The sequence below is a fragment of the Roseibium limicola genome (assembly GCF_017313085.1).
Lineage (GTDB): Bacteria > Pseudomonadota > Alphaproteobacteria > Rhizobiales > Stappiaceae > Roseibium > Roseibium limicola.
Window position 1 is genome coordinate 66,391 of the sequence record NZ_JAFLNF010000009.1, and the last position, 20,879, is coordinate 87,269.

Annotated in this window: 17 protein-coding genes; 6 read left to right on the forward strand and 11 right to left on the reverse strand. The window is 59.1% G+C overall.

The window, feature by feature from the left end:
- Positions 1-80: 80 nt before the first annotated feature.
- A complete protein-coding gene (gene trmD / locus J0X15_RS18050) occupies positions 81-776 on the reverse strand; it encodes a tRNA (guanosine(37)-N1)-methyltransferase TrmD (RefSeq protein ID WP_206943827.1) in 696 nt (231 codons plus the stop codon).
- Between the two features lie 150 nt (positions 777-926).
- Between trmD and J0X15_RS18055 the strand changes: the two genes are divergently transcribed.
- Positions 927-1,433 (forward strand): VanZ family protein, encoded by a 507-nt coding sequence (locus tag J0X15_RS18055; RefSeq protein ID WP_206943829.1) that lies wholly within the window; start codon positions 927-929, stop codon positions 1,431-1,433.
- Here the strand turns inward: J0X15_RS18055 and rimM are convergent.
- The 4 genes from rimM to ffh are packed head-to-tail and all read right to left on the reverse strand — an operon-like array spanning position 1,376 to position 4,313.
- Complete coding sequence (rimM, locus tag J0X15_RS18060; protein WP_206943832.1) at positions 1,376-1,942, reverse strand: ribosome maturation factor RimM; 567 nt, start codon at positions 1,940-1,942, stop codon at positions 1,376-1,378. The genes J0X15_RS18055 and rimM overlap by 58 nt on opposite strands.
- Positions 1,943-1,998: 56 nt before the next feature.
- The gene (rpsP, locus tag J0X15_RS18065; RefSeq protein ID WP_206943843.1) at positions 1,999-2,397 is read right to left on the reverse strand and encodes a 30S ribosomal protein S16; all 399 of its coding nucleotides are present in this window, start codon (positions 2,395-2,397) and stop codon (positions 1,999-2,001) included.
- A gap of 21 nt (positions 2,398-2,418) precedes the next feature.
- Positions 2,419-2,748, reverse strand: coding sequence for a chorismate mutase (locus tag J0X15_RS18070; protein WP_206943845.1), 330 nt, complete (start codon positions 2,746-2,748; stop codon positions 2,419-2,421).
- The gene (ffh, locus tag J0X15_RS18075) at positions 2,745-4,313 is read right to left on the reverse strand and encodes a signal recognition particle protein (RefSeq protein WP_206943847.1); all 1,569 of its coding nucleotides are present in this window, start codon (positions 4,311-4,313) and stop codon (positions 2,745-2,747) included. The genes J0X15_RS18070 and ffh overlap by 4 nt, the downstream gene beginning before the upstream one ends.
- A gap of 449 nt (positions 4,314-4,762) precedes the next feature.
- Between ffh and J0X15_RS18080 the strand changes: the two genes are divergently transcribed.
- Positions 4,763-6,205, forward strand: a complete 1,443-nt coding sequence (locus J0X15_RS18080; RefSeq protein ID WP_206943850.1) for a TrkH family potassium uptake protein — start codon at positions 4,763-4,765, stop codon at positions 6,203-6,205.
- 1,043 nt (positions 6,206-7,248) lie between these two features.
- Here J0X15_RS18080 and J0X15_RS18085 read toward each other — a convergent pair.
- A complete protein-coding gene (locus J0X15_RS18085; RefSeq protein ID WP_206943852.1) occupies positions 7,249-7,926 on the reverse strand; it encodes a YggS family pyridoxal phosphate-dependent enzyme in 678 nt (225 codons plus the stop codon).
- 219 nt (positions 7,927-8,145) lie between these two features.
- Here J0X15_RS18085 and leuS point away from each other — a divergent pair, with 219 nt between their 5' ends.
- Genes leuS through holA form a run of 3 tightly spaced genes read left to right on the forward strand, consistent with a single transcriptional unit; the run spans position 8,146 to position 12,445 of the window.
- Positions 8,146-10,755: a leucine--tRNA ligase gene (gene leuS / locus J0X15_RS18090; protein WP_206943860.1), complete on the forward strand. Its 2,610-nt coding sequence runs from the start codon at positions 8,146-8,148 to the stop codon at positions 10,753-10,755.
- Complete coding sequence (locus tag J0X15_RS18095) at positions 10,742-11,344, forward strand: hypothetical protein (protein WP_206943863.1); 603 nt, start codon at positions 10,742-10,744, stop codon at positions 11,342-11,344. The genes leuS and J0X15_RS18095 overlap by 14 nt, the downstream gene beginning before the upstream one ends.
- 57 nt (positions 11,345-11,401) lie before the next feature.
- A complete protein-coding gene (gene holA, locus J0X15_RS18100) occupies positions 11,402-12,445 on the forward strand; it encodes a DNA polymerase III subunit delta (protein ID WP_206943864.1) in 1,044 nt (347 codons plus the stop codon).
- Positions 12,446-12,653: 208 nt separating this feature from the next.
- Here the strand turns inward: holA and J0X15_RS18105 are convergent, their stop codons facing one another.
- The 5 genes from J0X15_RS18105 to mnmE form a co-directional block, all read right to left on the reverse strand.
- Positions 12,654-13,553 (reverse strand): ParB/RepB/Spo0J family partition protein, encoded by a 900-nt coding sequence (locus J0X15_RS18105; RefSeq protein WP_206943866.1) that lies wholly within the window; start codon positions 13,551-13,553, stop codon positions 12,654-12,656.
- A 110-nt stretch (positions 13,554-13,663) separates the two neighbouring features.
- A complete protein-coding gene (locus J0X15_RS18110; protein WP_206943868.1) occupies positions 13,664-14,488 on the reverse strand; it encodes a ParA family protein in 825 nt (274 codons plus the stop codon).
- A 16-nt stretch (positions 14,489-14,504) separates the two neighbouring features.
- Positions 14,505-15,161, reverse strand: a complete 657-nt coding sequence (gene rsmG, locus J0X15_RS18115) for a 16S rRNA (guanine(527)-N(7))-methyltransferase RsmG (protein ID WP_206943870.1) — start codon at positions 15,159-15,161, stop codon at positions 14,505-14,507.
- On the reverse strand, positions 15,161-17,041 hold the full coding sequence (gene mnmG, locus J0X15_RS18120; RefSeq protein ID WP_209015447.1) for a tRNA uridine-5-carboxymethylaminomethyl(34) synthesis enzyme MnmG: 1,881 nt from the start codon (positions 17,039-17,041) through the stop codon (positions 15,161-15,163). The genes rsmG and mnmG overlap by 1 nt, the downstream gene beginning before the upstream one ends.
- A 347-nt stretch (positions 17,042-17,388) precedes the next feature.
- Positions 17,389-18,738 carry a tRNA uridine-5-carboxymethylaminomethyl(34) synthesis GTPase MnmE gene (mnmE, locus tag J0X15_RS18125; protein ID WP_206943874.1) on the reverse strand — a complete coding sequence of 450 codons (1,350 nt, stop codon included), beginning with the start codon at positions 18,736-18,738 and terminating at the stop codon, positions 17,389-17,391.
- Positions 18,739-18,869: 131 nt separating this feature from the next.
- Between mnmE and J0X15_RS18130 the strand changes: the two genes are divergently transcribed.
- The gene (locus tag J0X15_RS18130; protein WP_206943876.1) at positions 18,870-20,879 is read left to right on the forward strand and encodes a thioredoxin domain-containing protein; all 2,010 of its coding nucleotides are present in this window, start codon (positions 18,870-18,872) and stop codon (positions 20,877-20,879) included.

Below are 20,879 nucleotides of genomic sequence, written 5' to 3' on the forward strand. Positions count from 1 at the left end.
GACGGAGCTCCATCCAACAACTTTCGCGCGTTGATACAGGAAGACCAGGCACTTGTCATGCGGTTTTTGCACGACCGGGCCTATTCAGCCGTAAAGTCATGCCACAGGTCCGGGCGCCGTTCTTTCGTCAGCTTTTCCGCTTCGCTCTGGCGCCATTCCGAAATCTTCTTGTGATTGCCCGAGGTCAGAACCTCCGGAATGCCCACACCTTCGAAGTCTGCCGGACGGGTGTAATGCGGATGCTCCAGCAAGCCGGTCTCGAAGCTTTCGGTATCCGCACTTTCCATATTGCCCATGACGCCGGGAATGAGCCGAATGATCGCATCGAGCAGGGTGATCGCACCAATTTCGCCGCCGGACAGGATGTAGTCACCAATGGAAATCTCTTCCAGAGCCCGGCCATCAATGACCCGCTGGTCAACACCTTCAAACCGACCGCAAACAATAATCGCACCCGGACCTTCGGCAAGCTCATGTGCGCGGGCCTGGGTGAGGGGCTTTCCACGCGGGCTCATCAGGATACGCGGGCGCGGATCTTCCGCCGATGCAGCGTCATCAATCGCGCTGGCGAGAATGTCCGCACGCAGCACCATGCCCGCGCCACCACCCGCCGGCGTATCATCAACCGAGCGGTGTTTGTCCGTGGCGTAATCGCGAATTTGCCGGGTTTCCAGCTGCCACAGACCCTTGTCCAGGGCACGCCCGGAAAGACTGTGTCCCAATGGTCCGGGAAACATGTCGGGATAGAGCGTCAGGATACTTGCCTTAAATGCCATTGTTCAAATTCCGTAACCCGCGACTGTGGCGTAACACCTTGTTAACCCTGATATTTTTAACCCCGAAATCCTTGGGATGGAAACACCCTTGGTAGCACCGCGTTAATCCTCCAGGTTCACCCTGAAGGGATCCGATTGGAGGATCCAGACGTGCCTAGCATACGTGTCCCAGTGCCATCTTTTATTCAGCGATATGTCGACCGGAGTTATCTGGACGTTTCGCTGATCCGACTGCTGCCGTTGACGGCCTTGATGACATTCGGGGTTCTGGCCGGTCTGGTCTTCAACACCGGCGTGGGCCATCCCTATGACAAGATCATCCACATCGGATTCTACGCACTTTTGACACTCTCGATCCATACCCTGTTTGGCTGTCGCCTGCGCTTGTCCGCAGCCGTGGCGTTTTCCATGGGTGTTGGTGGAGAGATCGTTCAGGCTTTCGTTCCGCACCATGAAGCCTCCATGGCGGACGCTTTTGCCAACGGGATCGGCGTCGCACTGGTCGTGGCCGCCATTGCCTTGCTGCGATCGGAAGAAAAACAGGCGCTCAAGGAAGCGCCTGTCGAAATCGATTATTACAGCACGATGGGCCTGGAGCCTTACCGGTCCCGGACGTCCTCGCCAGAGGCACCTTCTTCCCGCACTTCAGAGAAGTAGTTCTCCGGAAGGTCGGCCAGGATACGGTCCTCGGAGAGATTGACCTCCGGGACGAACTCCTTGGTGAAGGGAATGTAGAAGGTCTTGCCGCGGGCAGGCCGCACTTCCAGAAGGTCGCCGGCGCCGAAGTCATGGACCGCAGCGACCTTGCCCAACTGTTTTCCCGACATATCGAAAACACCCACACCGGCCAGATCCGAATAATAGAATTCGTCTTCTTCCGGCTGGGGCAGCTGGTCCCGGGTAATGAACAGCTCAAGGCCATTCAGTTCCTCAGCCTGGTTGCGCGTCGTGATCCCCTTGAACTGGGTGACCACAACGGTTTTCTGCACCCGCGCGCGAACCACCTCGAAAGACCGCTTGCCCGACCGGTCAGTCAGCACACCGTAATCCGTAAAGGAGAGGGGGTCGTCGCCAAACGGCTTGACCCGCACTTCCCCCCGAATGCCGTGGGCCGCGCCGATGCAGACCATGAGAACCTTGTTCTCTGCTTGCGTGTCCTCAGACATGCTTCGCTCCTGCATCGTTCACGTGCAACCCCACGTCATTCATCGTGTGCAACTGCTTATTCAGCAGCTGCTTCTTCGCTCGTTTCAGCGGCTGCGGCTTCTGCAGCGGCCTTGGCATCTTCTTCAGCCTGACGCTTCATTTCCAGCTTTTCCTTGGCTTTCGCGCCAAGTTCAGCCTTCTTCGGGTTGTTGCGTGCTTCACGCTTCAGCAGGCCGGCTGCGTCGAGGAAACGAGCAACACGGTCGGTCGGCTGTGCGCCGGTGCCGAGCCAGTACTGAACGCGCTCGGTGTTCAGAACAACGCGCTCTTCGGAGTCTTTCGGCAGCATCGGATTGTAGGAACCGATCTTTTCGATGAAACGGCCATCGCGCGGTGCGCGGATGTCAGCAACAACGATGCGGTAGTAAGGGCGCTTCTTGGAACCACCACGTGCGAGACGAATTTTAGTAGCCATTGTTTAGTACTCCAGGTTTGTTCAATTGCCGGCTTCAGCGGCGATGGCTTCATGGTGCCGGATAACTTCCCGAACGATGAAATTCAGGAACTTCTCGGCAAAATCAGGATCGAGCTGTGCGTCGCTGGCAAGCTGCCGCAGCCGCTCGATCTGAATCTTTTCACGCGTCGGATCTGCCGCAGGCAGATCGTTGGTCGCTTTGAGAACACCCACTTTCTGGGTGCACTTGAACCGTTCGGCGAGCATATGCACCAAAGCGGCATCAATGTTGTCGATAGACGAACGCAGTGCCTTCAGCTCTTCAACAGCTGAGGTCTGTCCAAGCTGGACTTCCGCTTCGCTCACACTCATTTCTTTTTCCCCCGTCCCATGCCCGGAAGACCGCCCAGACCGCCGGGCAGCTTCGGACCACCAAGACCCGGAAGACCCGGCATGCCGCCCATGCCGCCTGGCAATCCGCCAAGCCCGCCGGGAAGACCCTTAGGCAGCTCACCGCCGCCCGGCATCTGGCCGGACTTGGCCATCTCCTCAAGCTGCTTCGGATCAACATTCGGCATTCCGCCGCCCATCCCAAGGCCGCCCATCATCTTGCCGAGCATGCCTTTTTTCTTGCCCATCATCTTCATCATGTCCGCCATCTGGCGGTGCATTTTCAGAAGCTTGTTGACGTCGGAAACATCAACGCCGGACCCGGCGGCCACACGCTTTTTACGGCTGGCCTTCAACAGTTCCGGCTTGGCGCGTTCCTGCTTTGTCATTGACGAAATGATGGCGACCTGACGCTTGAAGACATTGTCGTCGAGATTGGCAGCATCGAGCTGCTTCTTCATCTTGCCGACACCCGGAAGCATGCCCATCATGCTGGACATGCCGCCCATCTTTTCCATTTGGCGAAGCTGCTCGGCCAGATCGTTCAGGTCGAAGTGACCCTTCTGCATCTTCTTGGCCATTTCAGCGGCTTTTTCCGCATCAATGGCTTCCGAAGCCTTTTCCACCAGAGAAACGATGTCGCCCATTCCGAGAATACGGTCGGCAATACGCTTCGGGTAGAAGTCTTCCAGCGCGTCGGATTTTTCACCCGTACCGATCAGCTTGACCGGCTTGCCGGTCACCGCCTGCATCGACAGCGCCGCACCGCCGCGTCCGTCACCGTCCATACGGGTCAGGGCGATGCCGGTGATGCCGACCCGCTCATCGAAGCTCTTGGCCAGATTGACCGCGTCCTGACCGGTCAGCGCATCGGCAACCAGCAGAATTTCATGCGGATTGGCGGCAGCCTTCACTTCGGACATTTCCACCATCAACGGCTCGTCGATGTGGATACGACCGGCGGTGTCGAGCATGACCACGTCGTAGCCACCGAGACGAGCGGCCGTCATGGCGCGCTTGGCAATCTCGACCGGGCCCTGACCTTCAACGATCGGCAGGGTATCAACGTCGTTCTGCTCACCCAGAACCTTCAGCTGCTCCTGGGCAGCCGGGCGGCGCGTATCGAGCGACGCCATCAGAACCTTGCGCTTGTCGCGCTGGGTCAGGCGGCGGGCAATCTTGCCGGTTGTGGTCGTCTTACCCGAGCCCTGCAGACCGACCATCATGATCGCCACGGGCGCAGGCGCATTCAGGTCAATACCGCCACCGAGGCCGCCAGCATCGCCGCCCAGCATCTCGACCAGTTGATCATGAACGATCTTGACGACCATCTGACCGGGCGTAACCGACTTGACCACTTCGGCGCCAACGGCCCGATTGCGTACCTTGTCCGTAAACGAGCGAACAACCGGCAGGGCAACGTCGGCCTCGATCAATGCGCGACGAATTTCGCGCAGAGCTTCGTTGACGTCGTTTTCCGACAAGGCACCACGGCCGGTGAGCTTGTCGAATATTCCGCTCAGTCGATCTGACAGGCTTTCGAACATATAAAGGTCCTTACGGTCTCAAACGGTGGGAGCTTCCTCCCGCCATATGGGGTGTTCCTTGATCAAAACCATAGCCTTGTGCTGCAGCAGAGCTGCGCGCAAAGCAGTTTGACACCCGAGGGCGCATCGCGCTGTCGGGTGTTGACCTCCGGGATCTCTTTAGACCTGTACGGGTCCCGGTCGGTTGCTCTGATTTTCAGTCACTCATATGGAGTTAGGCGCTCTAATGCCGCATATCGGGTCAAGAGTCAAGAAACTCCGGGTTTTTCTGCAGGCCGGGTTCACCCGATGTTATCGCAATCCGGAGCAAGGTATGTGTTGCGGCTTGCAAGCTGCAGCGGCCAGGACTAAGCAAAGCAAAGTTCCGGGGCGTCTGACCCCGGCAGGTTTCCTATGGCCCGACCGGAAAAACCCGTCGGCATATCCGTTCGCGGAGCAGGACAACACCCATGGATTACCGCGCAGTCGCGCTTCCGATCGGTAGATTGCTGATCCTTATATCGGCCTTCATGATCCTTCCGGCGTCCGCCGATCTGCTGGCGAACAATCCCGACTGGAAAGCCTTTCTGATATCCGCCGTCATCATCGGCTGTTTCGGCTCGCTTGCCACCGCTGCCTGGAACGGCTCCGGACTGGCCCTGCGGCGGCGGGAAACCTTCCTGTTCGTCAATATGGCATGGATTGCCTTTTGCACCGCCGGTGCCATCCCGCTTTATACAAGCGGGCTGAACCTGTCATTCACCGACGCCTTCTTTGAAAGCGTGTCCGGCCTGACCACCACCGGTTCAACCATTCTGACCCACCTCGACACCATGCCTCCCGGCATCCTGCTGTGGCGCTCACTGCTGCAATGGATCGGCGGCATCGGCATTGTCGTCGTCGGCATCTGGCTGCTTCCGGGCCTGCGCGTCGGCGGAAGCCAGCTGTTTGCCATTGAATCCTCCGAGAACACGGCCAAGCCCTATGGTCGCATCGAGCCTTTCATGCGGCGGCTGCTGACCCTCTATGCCACGCTGACGGTCACTTGCATTCTGCTCTACATCGCCTGCGGTATGAACCTGTTCCAGGCCATCAATCACGCGATGACGACGGTCTCCACCGGCGGCTATTCCACCTCCGACAGTTCGTTTGGCCAGTTTTCCGGAAATGCCGTCTATTGGGTGTCGATCGTTTTCATGCTCGGCTCTTCCGTCCCGTTCCTGTTCCTGATTCGCATGATCGAGGGCAGGGAGGGCAATGACACTTACCAGGTGTTCTGGCTGCTCGGCATCGTTGCCGCCGCCAGCCTCGTCATCTTTCTGTCCCAGCGCTGGGTCCAGCATGACAATCCGATGCATCTGTTGACGATGGCGGTCTTTCACGTTGTCTCGGTCATCACCACGACCGGCTATGCGGCAACCGATTATCTGCTCTGGGGGCCGTTCGTCATCTGCATCTTCTTTCTGCTGACATTCATCGGCGGATGCAGTGGGTCAACCTCTGGCGGCTTCAAGATCTTCCGCATCGTTCTGCTGCTGGGCTTTATTCTGGCACTGCTGCGCCGCATGGTTTTTCCGCACCGTGTTCTGACGCCACGCTATGCCAACAAACCCATCTCTCCCTCGGTAGTGGAGGGGGTTCTGGTCTTCGGCATTCTTTATGCCGGTACCTTCGCCGTGTTCGCTGTGATCTATGGCTTTTTCGGCCTGAACCTGGAAACGGCGCTGAGCGCATCGATTACCGCACTTGCCAACGTCGGACCGGGCGTCGGCGACATCATCGGCCCGTCAGGAACTTTCAAGCCCTTGCCCGATCCGGTCAAATGGCTGCTCTCCATGCAAATGATCCTCGGCCGCCTTGAAATCATCGCCGGCCTGATCCTCTTCAGCCCGGATTTCTGGCTCGACGAGTAGGCCGCCCACCGCCACCGTCTTCCCATGGCTTGACACCTCGGCACACGCCGGTTTTCCCGAGAAGCATAAAAACGGTGTGGATTGCAGGATCAAGTCCTGCAATGACGCTGAGAGTGTGGGCAAAGGCCTCTCATCCGTCATGGTAGGGCCTGTCCCTGCCATCCAGTCGGCTGAAGTTTGAGCACGAGAAGTCTGGATCCCCGGCACAAGGCCGAGGATGACCGGGGAGGAGAGACCAGCCCCAAAAGAGAGAGCCTGGAACCCAGCACCCAATCCGCCCCACCTCCGTCATCCCATGGCTTGACCATGGGATCCATGCCGATACGCTGCGACAGACTAGGGCTTCCCCGAGCAGAGAAACAACGGCGTGGATTGCAGGATCAAGTCCTGCAATGACGCTGAGAGTGTGGGCAAAGGCCTCTCATCCGTCATGGTCGGGCCTGTCCCTGCCATCCAGTCGGCTGAAGTTTGAGCACGAGAAGTCTGGATCCTCGGCACAAGGCCGAGGATGACCGCGGGAGAGAGGGAGCCCCAAAAGAGAGCGCCTGGAACCCAGCACCCAATCCGCCCCACCTCCGTCATCCCATGGCTTGACCATGGGATCCATGCCGTGACGCTGCGACAGACTACGGCTTCCCCGAGCAGAGAAACAACGGCGTGGATTGCAGGATCAGGTCCTGCAATAACGTAGTGAGTGGGGCAGAGGCCTCTCATCCGTCATGGTCGGGCCTGTCCCGACCATCCAGTCGGCTGAAGTTTGAGCACGGGAAGTCTGGATCCCCGGCACAAGGCCGAGGATGACCCGGGGAGGAGAGACCAGCCCCAAAAGAGAGCGCCTGGAACCCAGCACCCAATCCGCCCCACCTCCGTCATCCCATGGCTTGACCATGGGATCCATGCCGTGACACCTCGACAGACGACGGCTTCCCCGAGAAGCAGGCAACGGCATGGAGTGCAGGATCAGGTCCTGCAATCACGCAGGTGGGTTAGGCGGCGGAAAAATAGAAACTCCCCTGCCCTATCAGCCGAAAACCAGCAAAAAGTCAGGCGGGATAGTCGCGTGTGCCGAAGATGGCGGAGCCGACGCGAACGTGGGTGGCTCCGAGACCAACAGCAGTGTCATAGTCCGACGACATTCCCATCGACAGCTTGCTCAAACCGTGCCGATCCGCCAGCTTTTCCAGCAATGCGAAATGCGGCCCCGGCGCTTCGTCCACCGGCGGAATACACATCAGACCGACCACATTCAGACCGATCTCATCCCGGCAGTATTTGAGGAAGCTTTCAAGCTCACGTGGGCCGATGCCGGCCTTTTGCGGCTCCTCGCCCGTGTTGACCTGAATGAAGCATGGCAGCGGCCGACCCTGCTTGTCCATTTCCGCCTTCAACGCCTTGGCGATCTTCTCCCGGTCGATGGTGTGGATCACATCGAAGGTCGCGACAGCTTCCTTGGCCTTGTTGGATTGCAGCGGACCAATCAGATGCAGCTCGATACCGTCAAACTCGCTGCGCAGATCCGGCCATTTGCTCATGGCTTCCTGCACCCGGTTTTCACCAAACACCCGCTGGCCCGCTTCCAGAACCGGCCGAATATCATCCACCTCGAAGGTTTTGGATACCGCGATCAGGGTCACGCACCCCGCATCGCGCTGCGCGTCCTGCTCTGCCGCAGCTATGTCGGAGCGAACAGAGGTGAGCCGTGTAACCGCCGTTTCCGCCATGAGTATGTGTTCCTTCACCTGAGAATGTGCTGAGCCTGATTGTTGGTCCCTGAGTGGGCCAGCCGGAGAAAAAACGCAAGTGTCCTGCCCAACACAGGTAAAATGCCCTCATTTTGCTGCCATCTCTGTTGACCCGGGCCCCACTTTTGGTGACAGTCCGCCCACACCCTCAGACCTTCAGCGTTTGTTTGAAAAACGCATTTCAAGACGGCATAACGAATGGCAACGGAACGGTATAACGCGCGGGAAGTCGAAGCGCGCTGGCAGAAGACCTGGACCGACAAGGACGTGTTCCTCACGTCCAATGAAGACCCTCGCGACAAATACTACGTCCTGGAGATGTTCCCCTATCCGAGCGGGCGCATCCACATGGGTCACGTGCGCAACTACACGATGGGCGACGTCGTCGCCCGCTACAAGCGCGCCGCCGGTTTCAATGTGCTTCACCCGATGGGCTGGGACGCCTTCGGCATGCCGGCTGAAAATGCCGCCATGCAGAACAATGTTCATCCCAAGGACTGGACCTACGAGAACATCGCCAGCATGCGCGAACAGCTGAAGATCATGGGCCTTTCCCTTGATTGGAGCCGCGAGTTCGCCACCTGCGATGTGGAATATTACGCTCAGCAGCAGGCCCTGTTTCTGAAGTTCCTCGAAGCGGGTCTGGTCTACCGCAAGAACGCCAAGGTCAACTGGGATCCGGTCGATATGACCGTGCTCGCCAACGAACAGGTGATCGACGGGCGCGGCTGGCGCTCTGGCGCCCTGGTCGAGCAGCGCGAGCTGACCCAGTGGTTCTTCAAGATCTCCGATTACTCCGAAGAGCTACTGGAGGCCATCGACGGTCTGGACCGCTGGCCCGACAAGGTTCGCCTGATGCAGAAGAACTGGATCGGCAAGTCGGAAGGTCTGCGCGTCCACTTCGAGTTCACCACCCCTGCCCCGACCGGCGATGCAACGCTGGAGATCTTTACCACCCGCCCGGATACCCTGTTCGGGGCGTCCTTCATGGGACTGTCCGCCGATCACCCGATCGCGCTGAAGGTGGCGGAGACCAACCCTGAGCTGATGACCTTCATCGAGGAATGCCGCCGCATCGGCACCTCGGCCGAAGCCATTGAAACTGCCGAAAAGCGCGGCTTCGACACAGGTCTGAAGGTCAAGCATCCGCTGGATGACAGCATCGAGCTGCCGGTTTATGTCGCCAACTTCATTCTGATGGACTACGGCACCGGCGCCATCTTTGGCTGCCCGGCCCATGACCAGCGCGATCTCGACTTCGCCCGCAAATACGAGCTGCCGGTCACGGCTGTCGTGCTGCCAAAGGATGCCGACCCGGTAAGCTTCACTGTTGCCGATGAGGCCTTCACCGACGACGGCACCATCTTCAATTCCGGCTTCCTTGACGGTCTGAGTATTTCCGACGCCAAGAATGAAGTGGCGAAAAAGCTGGAAGACGCCCGGATCAATGGCAAGCCGCAGGGCGAGCGCCAGATCAACTACCGTCTGCGCGACTGGGGCATTTCCCGTCAGCGCTACTGGGGTTGTCCGATCCCGGTCATCCATTGCGATGACTGTGGCGTGGTTCCCGAAAAGCCGGAGAACCTGCCGGTCAAGCTGCCGGACGACATCAACTTCGACAAGCCAGGCAACCCGCTTGATCGCCATCCGACCTGGCGCAATGCCACCTGCCCCAAGTGCGGCAAGGATGCGCTGCGCGAAACCGATACGATGGACACCTTCGTCGACAGCTCGTGGTATTTTGCCCGCTTCACCTCACCGCGCTGTGAAAATCCGACCGAGCCGCAGGCTGCCAACGACTGGCTGCCGGTGGATCAGTATATTGGCGGTATCGAGCACGCGATCCTGCATCTGCTGTATTCACGGTTCTTCACCCGCGCGATGCAGAAAGTCGGCGCACTCGATGTGAAAGAGCCGTTCAAGGGCCTGTTCACCCAGGGCATGGTGACCCACGAGACCTACAAGTCCGAAGACGGCAAGTGGCTGAGCCCGGCGGAAATCGTCATTTCCGAGACCGACAGCGGCCGCACCGCAGTTCACGCCGAAACCGGCGCACCGGTTTCCATCGGCTCCATCGAGAAGATGTCCAAGTCGAAGAAAAACACGGTCGACCCGACAGACATCATCGAAACCTATGGCGCCGACACGGCCCGCTGGTTCGTGCTGTCCGACAGCCCGCCCGAGCGGGACGTGATCTGGACCGAAGAAGGCGTTCAGGGTGCCTGGCGGTTCGTCCAGCGCGTCTGGCGTCTGGTGCAGGAAATCGCCGACCAGACTGAAGCCAAGCCAGCGCCTGCCGAGATCTCCGATGCGGCAACGGAGCTGCGTCGCGCCACCCACAAGACCATGGCAGCCGTCACCAAGGATCTCGAAACCCTCGGCTTCAACCGCGCTGTTGCCCGGCTTTATGAGTACGTCAACCAGATCGGCAAGGCGGTTCATGATGGCCTGAGCGACGACGACATGGTGTTTGCCGTGCGCGAGGCAGCCGATTATCTGGTTCAGATGATCGCCCCGATGATGCCGCATCTGGCCGAGGAATCCTGGGTTCGACTGGGTCACACCGATCTGATTTCCGAAGCCAACTGGCCTTCTGTCGAGGAAAGCCTGCTGGTGGATGACAGCGTCATTCTGCCGATCCAGATCAACGGCAAGCGCCGGGGTGAAATCAAAGTCGCACGAGACGCTTCCAAAGAGGACGTCGAAGCAGCTACGCTGGCCCAGGATTTCGTTCAGCGCGCGCTGGAAGGCAAGCCGCCGCGCAAGGTCATCGTCGTGCCGCAGAGGATTGTGAATGTCGTTGCCTGAGGCTGCCCGGAGCGTCCGGACCAAAATTCGTAGCACGTCCCTGAGCGCGGCCCTGCGCCCTGCTCTCGGTCTTGCCACCTGTCTCCTTCTCGGAGCAGGCCTGGCGGCGTGTCAGGTTCGCCCACTCTATGGCACCGTGTCGCAGACCAGCGCCGCCACAGGGCTGGTCCAGGATCAGCTGGCAGCCATCGAGATCGACACCATCTCCGCTTCCTATGACGTCGACAAGGACGCACAGCGCGAGCTCTACAACGAGCTGAGCTTCCTGTTCGAGCGCGGCGCCGGCTCCCCGGAAAAACTTTACCGGCTAAAGATCCTTATGGATCTGAATGTTGCAGAGGTTGGCGTGGAGCAGCTGGCGGATGTGCCGGCAGCCTATACGCTGACGGTCAACACCACTTTCGTGCTGGAGAACAAACAGTCGGAAACGACGATGATGACGGGCAAATCCTTTGCCACCGCATCTTATGACTTCTCCAATCAGCGCTTCGCCAATATTCGCGCCAAGCGCGACGCCCGCCAGCGCGCCGCCCGTGTTATCGCCAATGACATTCAGGCGCGAATTGCCGGCTACTTCGCCACCAACTGACCGACCCCATAGCGCCCCGGATACGTCCGGAGCGCTGCCTTCCAAGGGACACCGACAATGACCGCCCTGAAGGCCGGCGAAATCGATCGCTTCCTCAATCAACCGCCGAAAGGCGGCGTCTGCGTTCTGATCTACGGCCCCGACACCGGGCTGGTGAATGAGCGTGCCAGCCTTCTGGTGGCCAAGGCTTCCGAGGGGGATGACGATCCGTTCAACCAGATCAAGATCGACGCCAGCGACATCGTTTCTGATCCGACTCGATTGATGGATGAAGCACTGACCATTCCGCTTTTCGGCGGTCAGCGCATTATTTGGGTCAAGGACGCCGGCGGCAAGAACCTCGCACCCGCCGTCACGCCCCTGCTCAAGCTGAATGATCTCACCGCCCTGATCGTCATCGAGGCCGGTGACCTGAAGAAGGGCGTCGGCCTACGCAAGTTGTTTGAAGCCGACCGTCAGGCCGTCGCCATCCCGTGTTATGCGGACACGGAACGCGATGTCGACCAACTGATAGATCAGGAAACCCGCGCCTCAAACCTGACCATCAGCCGCGAGGCGCGTGCGTCCCTGCATTCACTTCTCGGCGCCGACCGGATGGCCAGCCGCGGCGAGCTGAAAAAGCTCTGTCTCTATGCCCTGCAGAAAGAGCGGATCGAGACCGAGGATGTCGAAGCCATCATCGGCGACGCGTCTGCTTTCGAAACCTCAGAACTGATCGATGCGACCGCGCTCGGCAATCTGCCCGAGCTCGACCACGGCCTGGAGCGTCTCGATGCTGCCGGCAGCAATGCCTCCGTGATTGCCGGACAGGCCCTCACCCACTTCCACATGCTTCACCGCATGCGCGGCCTGACCGACAAGGGAACGTCAGCCAAGGATGTGGTGGACGGCGCCCGCCCACCGATCTTCTTCAAGCGCCGTGCCGCAATCGTGCGACAGCTTTCCCTCTGGCCGCGAGAGGACCTGGAAAAGGCCGCAGAACGGCTTGCGGAGGCGCAGAAGGTGTCTCGACTGAACGACGGGCTGGGAACTGCAGTGCTCTCCGAAACGCTGCTCACACTGGCCCGTGTGGCCCGCCTGCGCGCACAGCGTCGCCGTTAGGCAAACTCAACTGTTGGTCATGTGAAACGGACTGGTCTGCTGGACGAAAGTGCCAAACTTGTTCCCAATCCGTAACAAGCCATAACTCATTGTTATAAATAACGTAATAAAAAATCCGAGCGCATTGCGGCGCCCGGCTTTCACAGAAATTCATTCCGTTATGGAATCAATCAAGATTTTCTCAAGGGTAATGACCCCCGCTGGGTCCTCAGCCAACCTGCACCCCGAGCTTGCGGCACAATTCGTCCAGCTGCTCCAGGGAGGTGTATTTGATCTTCAGGTCGCCGCTTTCCTTACCCGGCTTATGACCGACGCTAACCTTCAGCCCAAGCGTATCCCCGAGGCGCTTTTCCAGAGCCTTTGTATCGGCATCCTTCTCCGGCTTGGTCTTGCCGGCAGCGTTCTTCGGCGACAGTGCATCGGGATCCTGTGCCAGCTTTTCTGCCTCGCGAACCGTCAGCCCACGCTCGACAATGATTTCGGCCAGAGCCGCAGGATCTTCTGCCGTGATCAGTGCCCGAGCGTGGCCAGCCGTCAGCAGACCTTCCGCCAGATAATCTTTCACCGAGTTCGGCAGCTTGAGCAGCCGCAGCGTGTTGGCCACATGACTGCGGCTCTTGCCGATCACCTTCGCCAGCTCACCCTGGCTGTATTTGAACTCTTCCGTCAGCTGATCGTAGCCCATGGCTTCTTCGATCGGGTTGAGGTCCGCCCGCTGAACGTTCTCGATAATGGCAAGCTCAAGCGCTTCCTGATCGGTCACATCCCGAATGACGATAGGCGCTTCATGCAGGCCAGCCCGCTGCGCCGCCCGCCAGCGACGCTCACCGGCGATGATTTCGAACCGGTCTTTCTGACCGGCAACGGTGCGCACCAGAATAGGCTGGATGATGCCCTTGGCTTTCAGGGACTCGCTGAGATCACCAAGATCCTTTTCCGTAAAGGTCTTGCGCGGATTTCGCGGGTTCGGCGTCAGATGCTCGATCGGCACCCTGCGAACGTCCCGTTGAATTTTTTCGGCCGCAGCAGGCTCCTGCATGGCCGAATCGCCAATCAGCGCGGCAAGACCACGCCCGAGTCGTTTGTTTTTGCTGCTATCATCCGCCATGGCGAACCTTTTTTGTTCTTGTGATCGAGCTGGGCGCGCACATGAGGGGCGCCGCAGAAACAGGAATGAGAACCCTGTGGGTCAGACCGGGTCCGAATCGTCTTGCAAGTTTACGCTGCCACCTTGCGCAAATCCCGCTCCCGCTGAATGATTTCAGAGGCAAGACGCAGATAGGCCTGGCTGCCGGCGCACTTGAGATCGTAAAGCAGTGCCGGTTTGCCGTAGGACGGTGCTTCGGAAATACGCACGTTGCGCGGAATAACCGTCTCATAGACCGCATCCCCCATGGTTTCGCGCACATCCGCAACGACCTGAGCCGAAAGGTTGTTCCGGCTGTCATACATGGTCAAGACGATGCCGTGGATGGTCAGTTCCGGGTTCAATGCATTGCGCACCTGCTCCACAGTGCTGAGAAGCTGGCTGAGACCTTCCAGGGCGAAAAACTCGCACTGCAGCGGCACAAGGATCGAGTGAGATGCGGAAAGAGCATTAATTGTCAGAAGGTTAAGCGATGGCGGACAGTCCACAAGAACATAGGTAAAGCCCAGCTCCCGATACAGCGACGACTGGGTCAATCCCTCGACAGCACTGCGCAGACGAAAAGCCCTATCAGCACTGGAGGCAATCTCCAGTTCAAGTCCAAGCAAGTCCATGGTCGACGGGGCAACCCAGAGACGCGGAACCGCCGTCTCCATAATCGCTTCATCCAGGCCGCAATCTCCAGACAAGACTTCGTAGGTCGACAGGCCGCGGTCACGCCGCTCGATACCAAGGCCGGTAGAGGCGTTGCCCTGCGGATCCAGGTCGATAACGAGAACCTTCTCGCCGATAGCAGCAAGAGCCGTTCCCAGGTTGATGGCGGTCGTGGTCTTGCCCACCCCGCCCTTCTGATTTGCAAGCGCCAGCACGCGGGGATTATCTGGAAGCATGCTCATGGAACCGCACCCCTACTTAAATCTGCCGGGAAGAAATATTTGAAAGAAGAAGCAACCGGCTCGTTGAATCTATTAGGCTGTTTCTTTCTACCAGATCGAACGTCCAACGTTGAGACGCTTCGTTAACTTCTCGTTGAAAATCTTGGCCTTTGTGGAAAACGCAAGTGGCGCCTGTGCGCCAGAACGGTTCGCTCAGGTTCAAGAGCAGATCCAGGTTGGCCAGCGCCCGTGCTGAAACAGCCTCGACTGGACCATGTTCCCATGATTTCGCAACCGACTCGATACGCCCGGGATGCACGGTTCCCTTGGCTCCAGTCTCCCGCAAAGCCGTTCGCAGGAAGGCCACCTTGCGCTGATTGCTTTCAATGAAGTGGACATGCGAATCTGGATCATCGGCTTGAAGGATAGCCGTAACGATCCCCGGAAACCCTGCGCCGCTTCCTATATCGACCCAGGTCTTCGCGTCAGGCACCGCCCACTTGGTGCCGAGGCTGTCGATCACGTGCCGTTCCCAGATATCCGGGATCGTCGAAGGAGCGATGAGATTTTGCGCCGGCTGCCACTTCAGAACCAGGTCAACGTATATTTGCAAACGCTCAATTGTTTCACGTGAAACGTCCCCATAGTTATGCACATCGTGCGAACTACCTGTGACTTGCTGTGCAAAACTCATCAGGCTGCTCCTCTCTGGGCCTGCTGCCGTTTGACGTGAGACAGCACCAACATCAACGCAGCCGGGGTAATCCCTTCAACCCGCGAAGCCTGCCCCAGGGTGGCAGGGCGAACCTTGTCAAGCTTCTGCTTGAGTTCATTCGACAGGCCCGAAAGCGCCGAAAAATCAAACCCGGCCGGAATCGCCAAAGCCTCATCCCGCCGCAGCGCTTCAATGTCCTGAGACTGTCGCTGAAGATAAACCGCATATAGCGCATCAATAGCGACCTGCTCAGCAACCTTCGGATCAACCGCACCCAGCTCACCCGGCCAGACAGTCTGAAGCTTTTCAAAGGTCATATCCGGATACGACAGCAGCTCGAAGGCTGACCGGCGGATGCCGTCCTGGTTCATCGTCAGGCCTTTTCTCTGAGCCTCCGCAGGTGTCAGGACCAACGACTTCAGCAAAACTGTCATTGCCTCAAGATCGGCAAGCTTCGTTTCGAAGGCGACTCGACGTGTCTCGCTGACGCAGCCCAGAGCAATGCCAAGGGGGGTCAGCCGCTGATCGGCGTTGTCAGCCCGCAGTGACAGACGATATTCCGCCCGCGAGGTGAACATCCGATAGGGTTCGGTAATTCCTCGGGTGATCAAATCATCAATCATCACGCCGATGTAACCCTGGCTCCGGTCCACCGTGAAGGGCTCCCGCCCCTGTGCCTTCAGCGCTGCATTCAACCCCGCCAGCAAGCCCTGAGCACCTGCTTCTTCATAGCCTGTCGTGCCGTTGATCTGTCCTGCGAGAAACAGTCCGCCCATCTTGCGGGCTTCCAATGTGGAAGAGAGTTCACGCGGATCGACATGATCATATTCAATCGCATAAGCCGGCTGGAATACCTCCACCTTCTCCAGACCCGGAATGGTCCGCAAGAAGGCAATCTGCACATCCTCCGGCAACGAGGTCGAAATGCCGTTCGGATAGATCGTGTGATCATCCAGACCTTCCGGCTCCAGAAAGATCTGATGCCCGTCGCGGTCGCCAAAGCGGACGATCTTGTCCTCAATCGACGGACAGTAGCGCGGCCCGGTTCCCTTGATCTCGCCGGAATACATCGCGGAGAGATGAATGTTGTCGCGGATGATCTGATGGGTTTCCGGCGTGGTGCGGGTGATGTGACACGGCACCTGCGGCACATCCACCTTGTCCGTCAACGTTGAAAACGGCACCGGAACGTCATCACCCGGCTGTACGGTTAGACTGTCCCAATCAATGGTCCGGCCGTCGAGGCGTGCCGGGGTGCCTGTCTTCAGACGGCCAAGCTCAAACCCGATGGTTTCCAAGGACAATGAAAGCCCCATGGCAGGAGCCTCACCGGAACGACCTGCCGGGATCTGCTTGTCGCCAATGTGGATCAGCCCGCGCAAGAAGGTGCCGGACGTCAGTACGACCGATCCCGTCGTGACCACCCGGCCATCCTTCAGCCCGACGCCGGTGATTTGCCCATCGGCAAACTCGAAACTGTCGGCCTCCGCTTCAATCACCGTCAGGTTTTCCTGAGCGCGGATTTCGGCCTGCATGGCTTCCCGGTACAGCTTGCGGTCGGCCTGAGCGCGAGGGCCCCGCACCGCCGGCCCCTTGCGCAGATTGAGCATGCGGAACTGGATCCCCGCCCTGTCGGTCACCCGACCCATCAGGCCATCAAGCGCATCGATTTCACGCACCAGATGCCCCTTGCCCAAACCGCCGATGGCCGGGTTGCACGACATCACCCCAATGGTCTCGAAGCGGTGGGTCACCAGAGCCGTGCGCGCACCAAGCCGCGCAGACGCCGCTGCCGCTTCACAGCCAGCATGTCCACCGCCGATCACCACCACATCATAAGTCAGAGACGTTCCCGTCATTCGTTGTACCGCCATCTCGAACCGGACACATAACCCCAACGCTGCCACCTTGCAGTTCAGGCTGTCCGGTTACTGAAAAGGAATTGGGGAGCCCTCGGGCTCAACCCTACAAACATCATCTGCGAGGCAGCCGCCAAAACAACACGCAAACAACTGCCTCAGTCGCCTCTCTTATAAATTCCACAAGCCCAAGGGTCAAAGAGTTTCCCCGTGCAACCCTGCAGATCTGCCATGCCGTGACAGCGGGCGAGACACGAGACCTTCACGCAAATGGCCCGTTCCATGATTCACGTGAAACACCAGCGACCGCCCCACCGGCCCCTGCAGGATGATTCACGTGAAACAGCTCACTTGCCGATGCAGAAATCCCGGAAGATCACATCAAGCAGATCTTCCACATCGATCCGCCCGGTGATCCGACCCAACGCGTCTGCGGCCTGCCTCAACTCCTCCGCCCGCAACTCTCCCGGAAGATGGGACAGCGTCACCGCCCGCCCCAGAGCATCCGAACAATCCTTGAGGAAATGCCGGTGCCGCTGTCGGGTTGCGAGCGGGGCTTCTCCGAGTGAAATCATTTCACTTGCGAATCCGGTCAACGCCTCCAACAAGGGTTGAACGCCGCCGTCCTCTTCACAAGATGTGCGGATTTCCTTGATCGTTCCGGAAGAGTCTTGTTTCGGAAGAGTCTCAAGATCTGCCTTGGTCCAGACTGTCCATACCGAAACGTCTTCCCGCATGACCGGTCCGAAAACGTCTCCGGCTTGCTCCGGGGAAGGTCCGCCCGGCTCCCGTGCCCAGAGGATAAGATCGGCAGCACGGCCACGATCCTGCGCCCGTCTGATACCTTCCCGTTCCACCCGGCCAGCCTCTTCGCGCAAGCCTGCGGTATCAACCAGAGTGACCGGATAGCCCCCGAGATCCAGATGCACTTCCAACACGTCACGGGTCGTCCCGGCTTCCTCTGTGACGATCGCCACCTCACGTCCGGCAAGCGAATTCAGCAGGCTCGACTTGCCGGCATTCGGCGGTCCCATCAGAACCACTTGAAGGCCGGAGCGCAGACGCTCCCCGCTACGGGACTTTTCCAGGTGGTCTTGAATATCGCAGGCAAGCTCACCCGCCTGCTGCCAGACCTGATCCGCAACACTGCCCGGCACATCCTCTTCATCGGCGAAATCGAACTCCGCCTCGACCATCGCCCGCATGTGAATCAGCCGTTTGCGCCAGCCTTCATAGAGCTTGCCGAGCGCCCCGCCCATCTGCCGCACAGCCTGCTTGCGCTGCGCTTCCGTCTCCGCTGCGATCACGTCAGCCAGGCCTTCGACCTCGGTCAGATCCATCCGGCCCCGGTCAAAGGCCCGACGGGTGAACTCGCCCGGCTCTGCCGGCCGGTGGCCCTCAAGCCCGGACAGGACTTCCAGCAGCCGGGCGACGACCGCACGACCACCATGACATTGCAGTTCGGCGACGTCCTCACCGGTGAAGCTCGCCGGCCCGGCAAAGAACAACACCAGCGCCTCGTCGATGACATCGCCACTCGCCGGGTCCTTCAGCTTGCGCAAACTGCTTTGCCGCGGCGCTGGCACTATGCCGATGAGAGCAGTGAGAGCCTCTCGCACATGGGGTCCTGACAGCCGGATCACGGCAACGCCGGAAGGAACCGCCCCACTCGACAAGGCAAAAATCGTATCAACCATAGAACCGGGCCACCGCTTCGGGAGTTTAAGACCTATATACTCAATCAGGCATCGGATGCCGTACCGCCGGGTATACCAGAAAACCCATCTCGTCCACGCCCTGCCCGGGCCAAAAGACAAAGACCGTGCCCATGACCGCAAACCGCCTCGCCGAAACGACCAGCCCCTATCTGCTTCAGCATAAGGATAATCCAGTCCACTGGTATCCCTGGGGGCCCGAAGCCTTGCAGGCAGCGCAGGAGCAGAACAAGCCTATCCTGCTGTCCGTCGGCTATGCGGCCTGCCACTGGTGTCACGTCATGGCACACGAAAGCTTTGAAGACCCGGACACCGCAGAGGTGATGAACCGGCTGTTCATCAACATCAAGGTGGACCGCGAGGAGCGCCCCGACATCGACCAGATCTACATGCGCGCCCTGCATGCTCTGGGCGAACAGGGGGGCTGGCCACTGACCATGTTCCTGACCGCCAAGGGTGAACCTTTCTGGGGCGGGACCTATTTTCCAAAAACCGCTCAATGGGGCAGACCCTCCTTCGTCCAGGTTCTGGAGTCCGTCTCGAACACCTACAAATCGGATCGCGACCGAATCGAGACCAACCGGTCCGGCTTGATGCAGGCGATCACACCGAAACCCTCTGAAAAGGCCGAGATGGATGTCGGCCTGATCCTGGCAGCCGGTGAAAAGATGCTCAGCCTGTTCGACCCTCAGCACGGTGGCATTCGCGGCGCGCCCAAGTTCCCCCAGGCATCGGTCATGGACTTGATCTGGCGTGTCGCCCTGCGCAGTGACAACGCAGCAGCACATCAGGCCTTCCTCCACACGCTGAAGCAAATCTCCAACGGCGGCATCTATGACCACCTGCGTGGCGGCATTGCCCGCTACTCGGTTGATCATCTCTGGCTGGCACCGCACTTTGAAAAGATGCTCTATGACAATGGTCAGTATCTCACTCAATTGGCCATCGCCTATCGCACCACGGGAGATGAGCTGTTTCGGCGCCGAATCGAGGAAACGGCCGACTGGCTGATCGAAGAGATGCAGTTGGAAGGCGGCGCCTTTGCCTCAAGCCTCGATGCAGACAGCGAAGGCGTCGAAGGCCGCTTCTATGTCTGGTCAGCCGAAGAAGTGACAGAAGTTCTCGGCAAGGAGGATGGCCTCACCTTCTCCCACGCCTATGACGTTCATCCGTCTGGAAACTGGGAAGGCGTGACCATCCTCAACCGGTTGAAGGTCGGGCTGCTTCCGACAGAAGAAGAGGACTATCTCGCCAGCCTGCGCGCAAAGCTTCTGGAACGCCGTGGAGCGCGCATCAGACCCGAGCAGGATGACAAGGTCCTCGCCGACTGGAACGCTCTGGCGATCATCGGCTTGGCCCGCGCGGGGGCTTCTGTTTCACGTGAATCATATATCGACGCGGCTGTGCGCGCTTATGACTTCATCATGCAGACCATGTGTCGCGACGACCACCTGGCCCACTCCTGGCGCGCCGGAGAGATGGTCTTCCCCGGCTTTGCATCCGACCATGCCGCCATGATGGAAGCTGCCCTCACGCTGGCAGAAATCCGGCCCGCCCAGGCATCACGCTATCTGAAGGATGCGGCCCGGCTTGGACAGGCACTCAAAGCATCCTATCACCGGGAACAAGGTGCCTACTTCATGACGGCGCAAAATGCCGAAGCTCTGATCCAGCGCCCATTCTCCATTGCTGACGAAGCAGTGCCCAATGCCAATGCCCAGGCCGCCAGCGCCTTCAGCCGACTCTATGCGATGACCGGTGATCCGGCGTACCGAGAACTGGCGGATGACATTTTCATCACCATCGCCGCAGAGGTTCCGAAAAACGTTTTTGCAACCGCCTCCCTTCTGGCGGCCTTCGACACAAGAATGCACGGGAAACTCATCGTAATCATTCGACCGAATGATACGGAGCCGAATCCTTTCAGCGTCGTTCTGGACGCTCACAATGATCCGGCCAATGCGGTTCTGATTGTCAGCCAGTCACACGACTTTCCTGCTGATCATCCAGCCCATGGAAAGACAGCCCTTGATGGAAAACCCACAGCCTACGTCTGTCGCGAGGGAACCTGCTCGGCCCCGGTGCAATCCTCAGAAGATCTTGCGGCCTTGTTGTCGAATTAA

What these genes read in the sequence shown, in the direction of transcription:
- trmD (WP_206943827.1), bottom strand. Translation starts at nt 776, where the DNA reads ATGGCATTTAAGGCAAGTATCCTGACGCTCTATCCCGACATGTTTCCC.
- rimM (WP_206943832.1), bottom strand. Translation starts at nt 1,942, where the DNA reads ATGTCTGAGGACACGCAAGCAGAGAACAAGGTTCTCATGGTCTGCATC.
- rpsP (WP_206943843.1), bottom strand. Translation starts at nt 2,397, where the DNA reads ATGGCTACTAAAATTCGTCTCGCACGTGGTGGTTCCAAGAAGCGCCCT.
- J0X15_RS18070 (WP_206943845.1), bottom strand. Translation starts at nt 2,748, where the DNA reads ATGAGTGTGAGCGAAGCGGAAGTCCAGCTTGGACAGACCTCAGCTGTT.
- ffh (WP_206943847.1), bottom strand. Translation starts at nt 4,313, where the DNA reads ATGTTCGAAAGCCTGTCAGATCGACTGAGCGGAATATTCGACAAGCTC.
- J0X15_RS18080 (WP_206943850.1), top strand. Translation starts at nt 4,763, where the DNA reads ATGGATTACCGCGCAGTCGCGCTTCCGATCGGTAGATTGCTGATCCTT.
- J0X15_RS18085 (WP_206943852.1), bottom strand. Translation starts at nt 7,926, where the DNA reads ATGGCGGAAACGGCGGTTACACGGCTCACCTCTGTTCGCTCCGACATA.
- leuS (WP_206943860.1), top strand. Translation starts at nt 8,146, where the DNA reads ATGGCAACGGAACGGTATAACGCGCGGGAAGTCGAAGCGCGCTGGCAG.
- J0X15_RS18095 (WP_206943863.1), top strand. Translation starts at nt 10,742, where the DNA reads ATGTCGTTGCCTGAGGCTGCCCGGAGCGTCCGGACCAAAATTCGTAGC.
- holA (WP_206943864.1), top strand. Translation starts at nt 11,402, where the DNA reads ATGACCGCCCTGAAGGCCGGCGAAATCGATCGCTTCCTCAATCAACCG.
- J0X15_RS18105 (WP_206943866.1), bottom strand. Translation starts at nt 13,553, where the DNA reads ATGGCGGATGATAGCAGCAAAAACAAACGACTCGGGCGTGGTCTTGCC.
- J0X15_RS18110 (WP_206943868.1), bottom strand. Translation starts at nt 14,488, where the DNA reads ATGAGCATGCTTCCAGATAATCCCCGCGTGCTGGCGCTTGCAAATCAG.
- rsmG (WP_206943870.1), bottom strand. Translation starts at nt 15,161, where the DNA reads ATGAGTTTTGCACAGCAAGTCACAGGTAGTTCGCACGATGTGCATAAC.
- mnmG (WP_209015447.1), bottom strand. Translation starts at nt 17,041, where the DNA reads ATGACGGGAACGTCTCTGACTTATGATGTGGTGGTGATCGGCGGTGGA.
- mnmE (WP_206943874.1), bottom strand. Translation starts at nt 18,738, where the DNA reads ATGGTTGATACGATTTTTGCCTTGTCGAGTGGGGCGGTTCCTTCCGGC.
- J0X15_RS18130 (WP_206943876.1), top strand. Translation starts at nt 18,870, where the DNA reads ATGACCGCAAACCGCCTCGCCGAAACGACCAGCCCCTATCTGCTTCAG.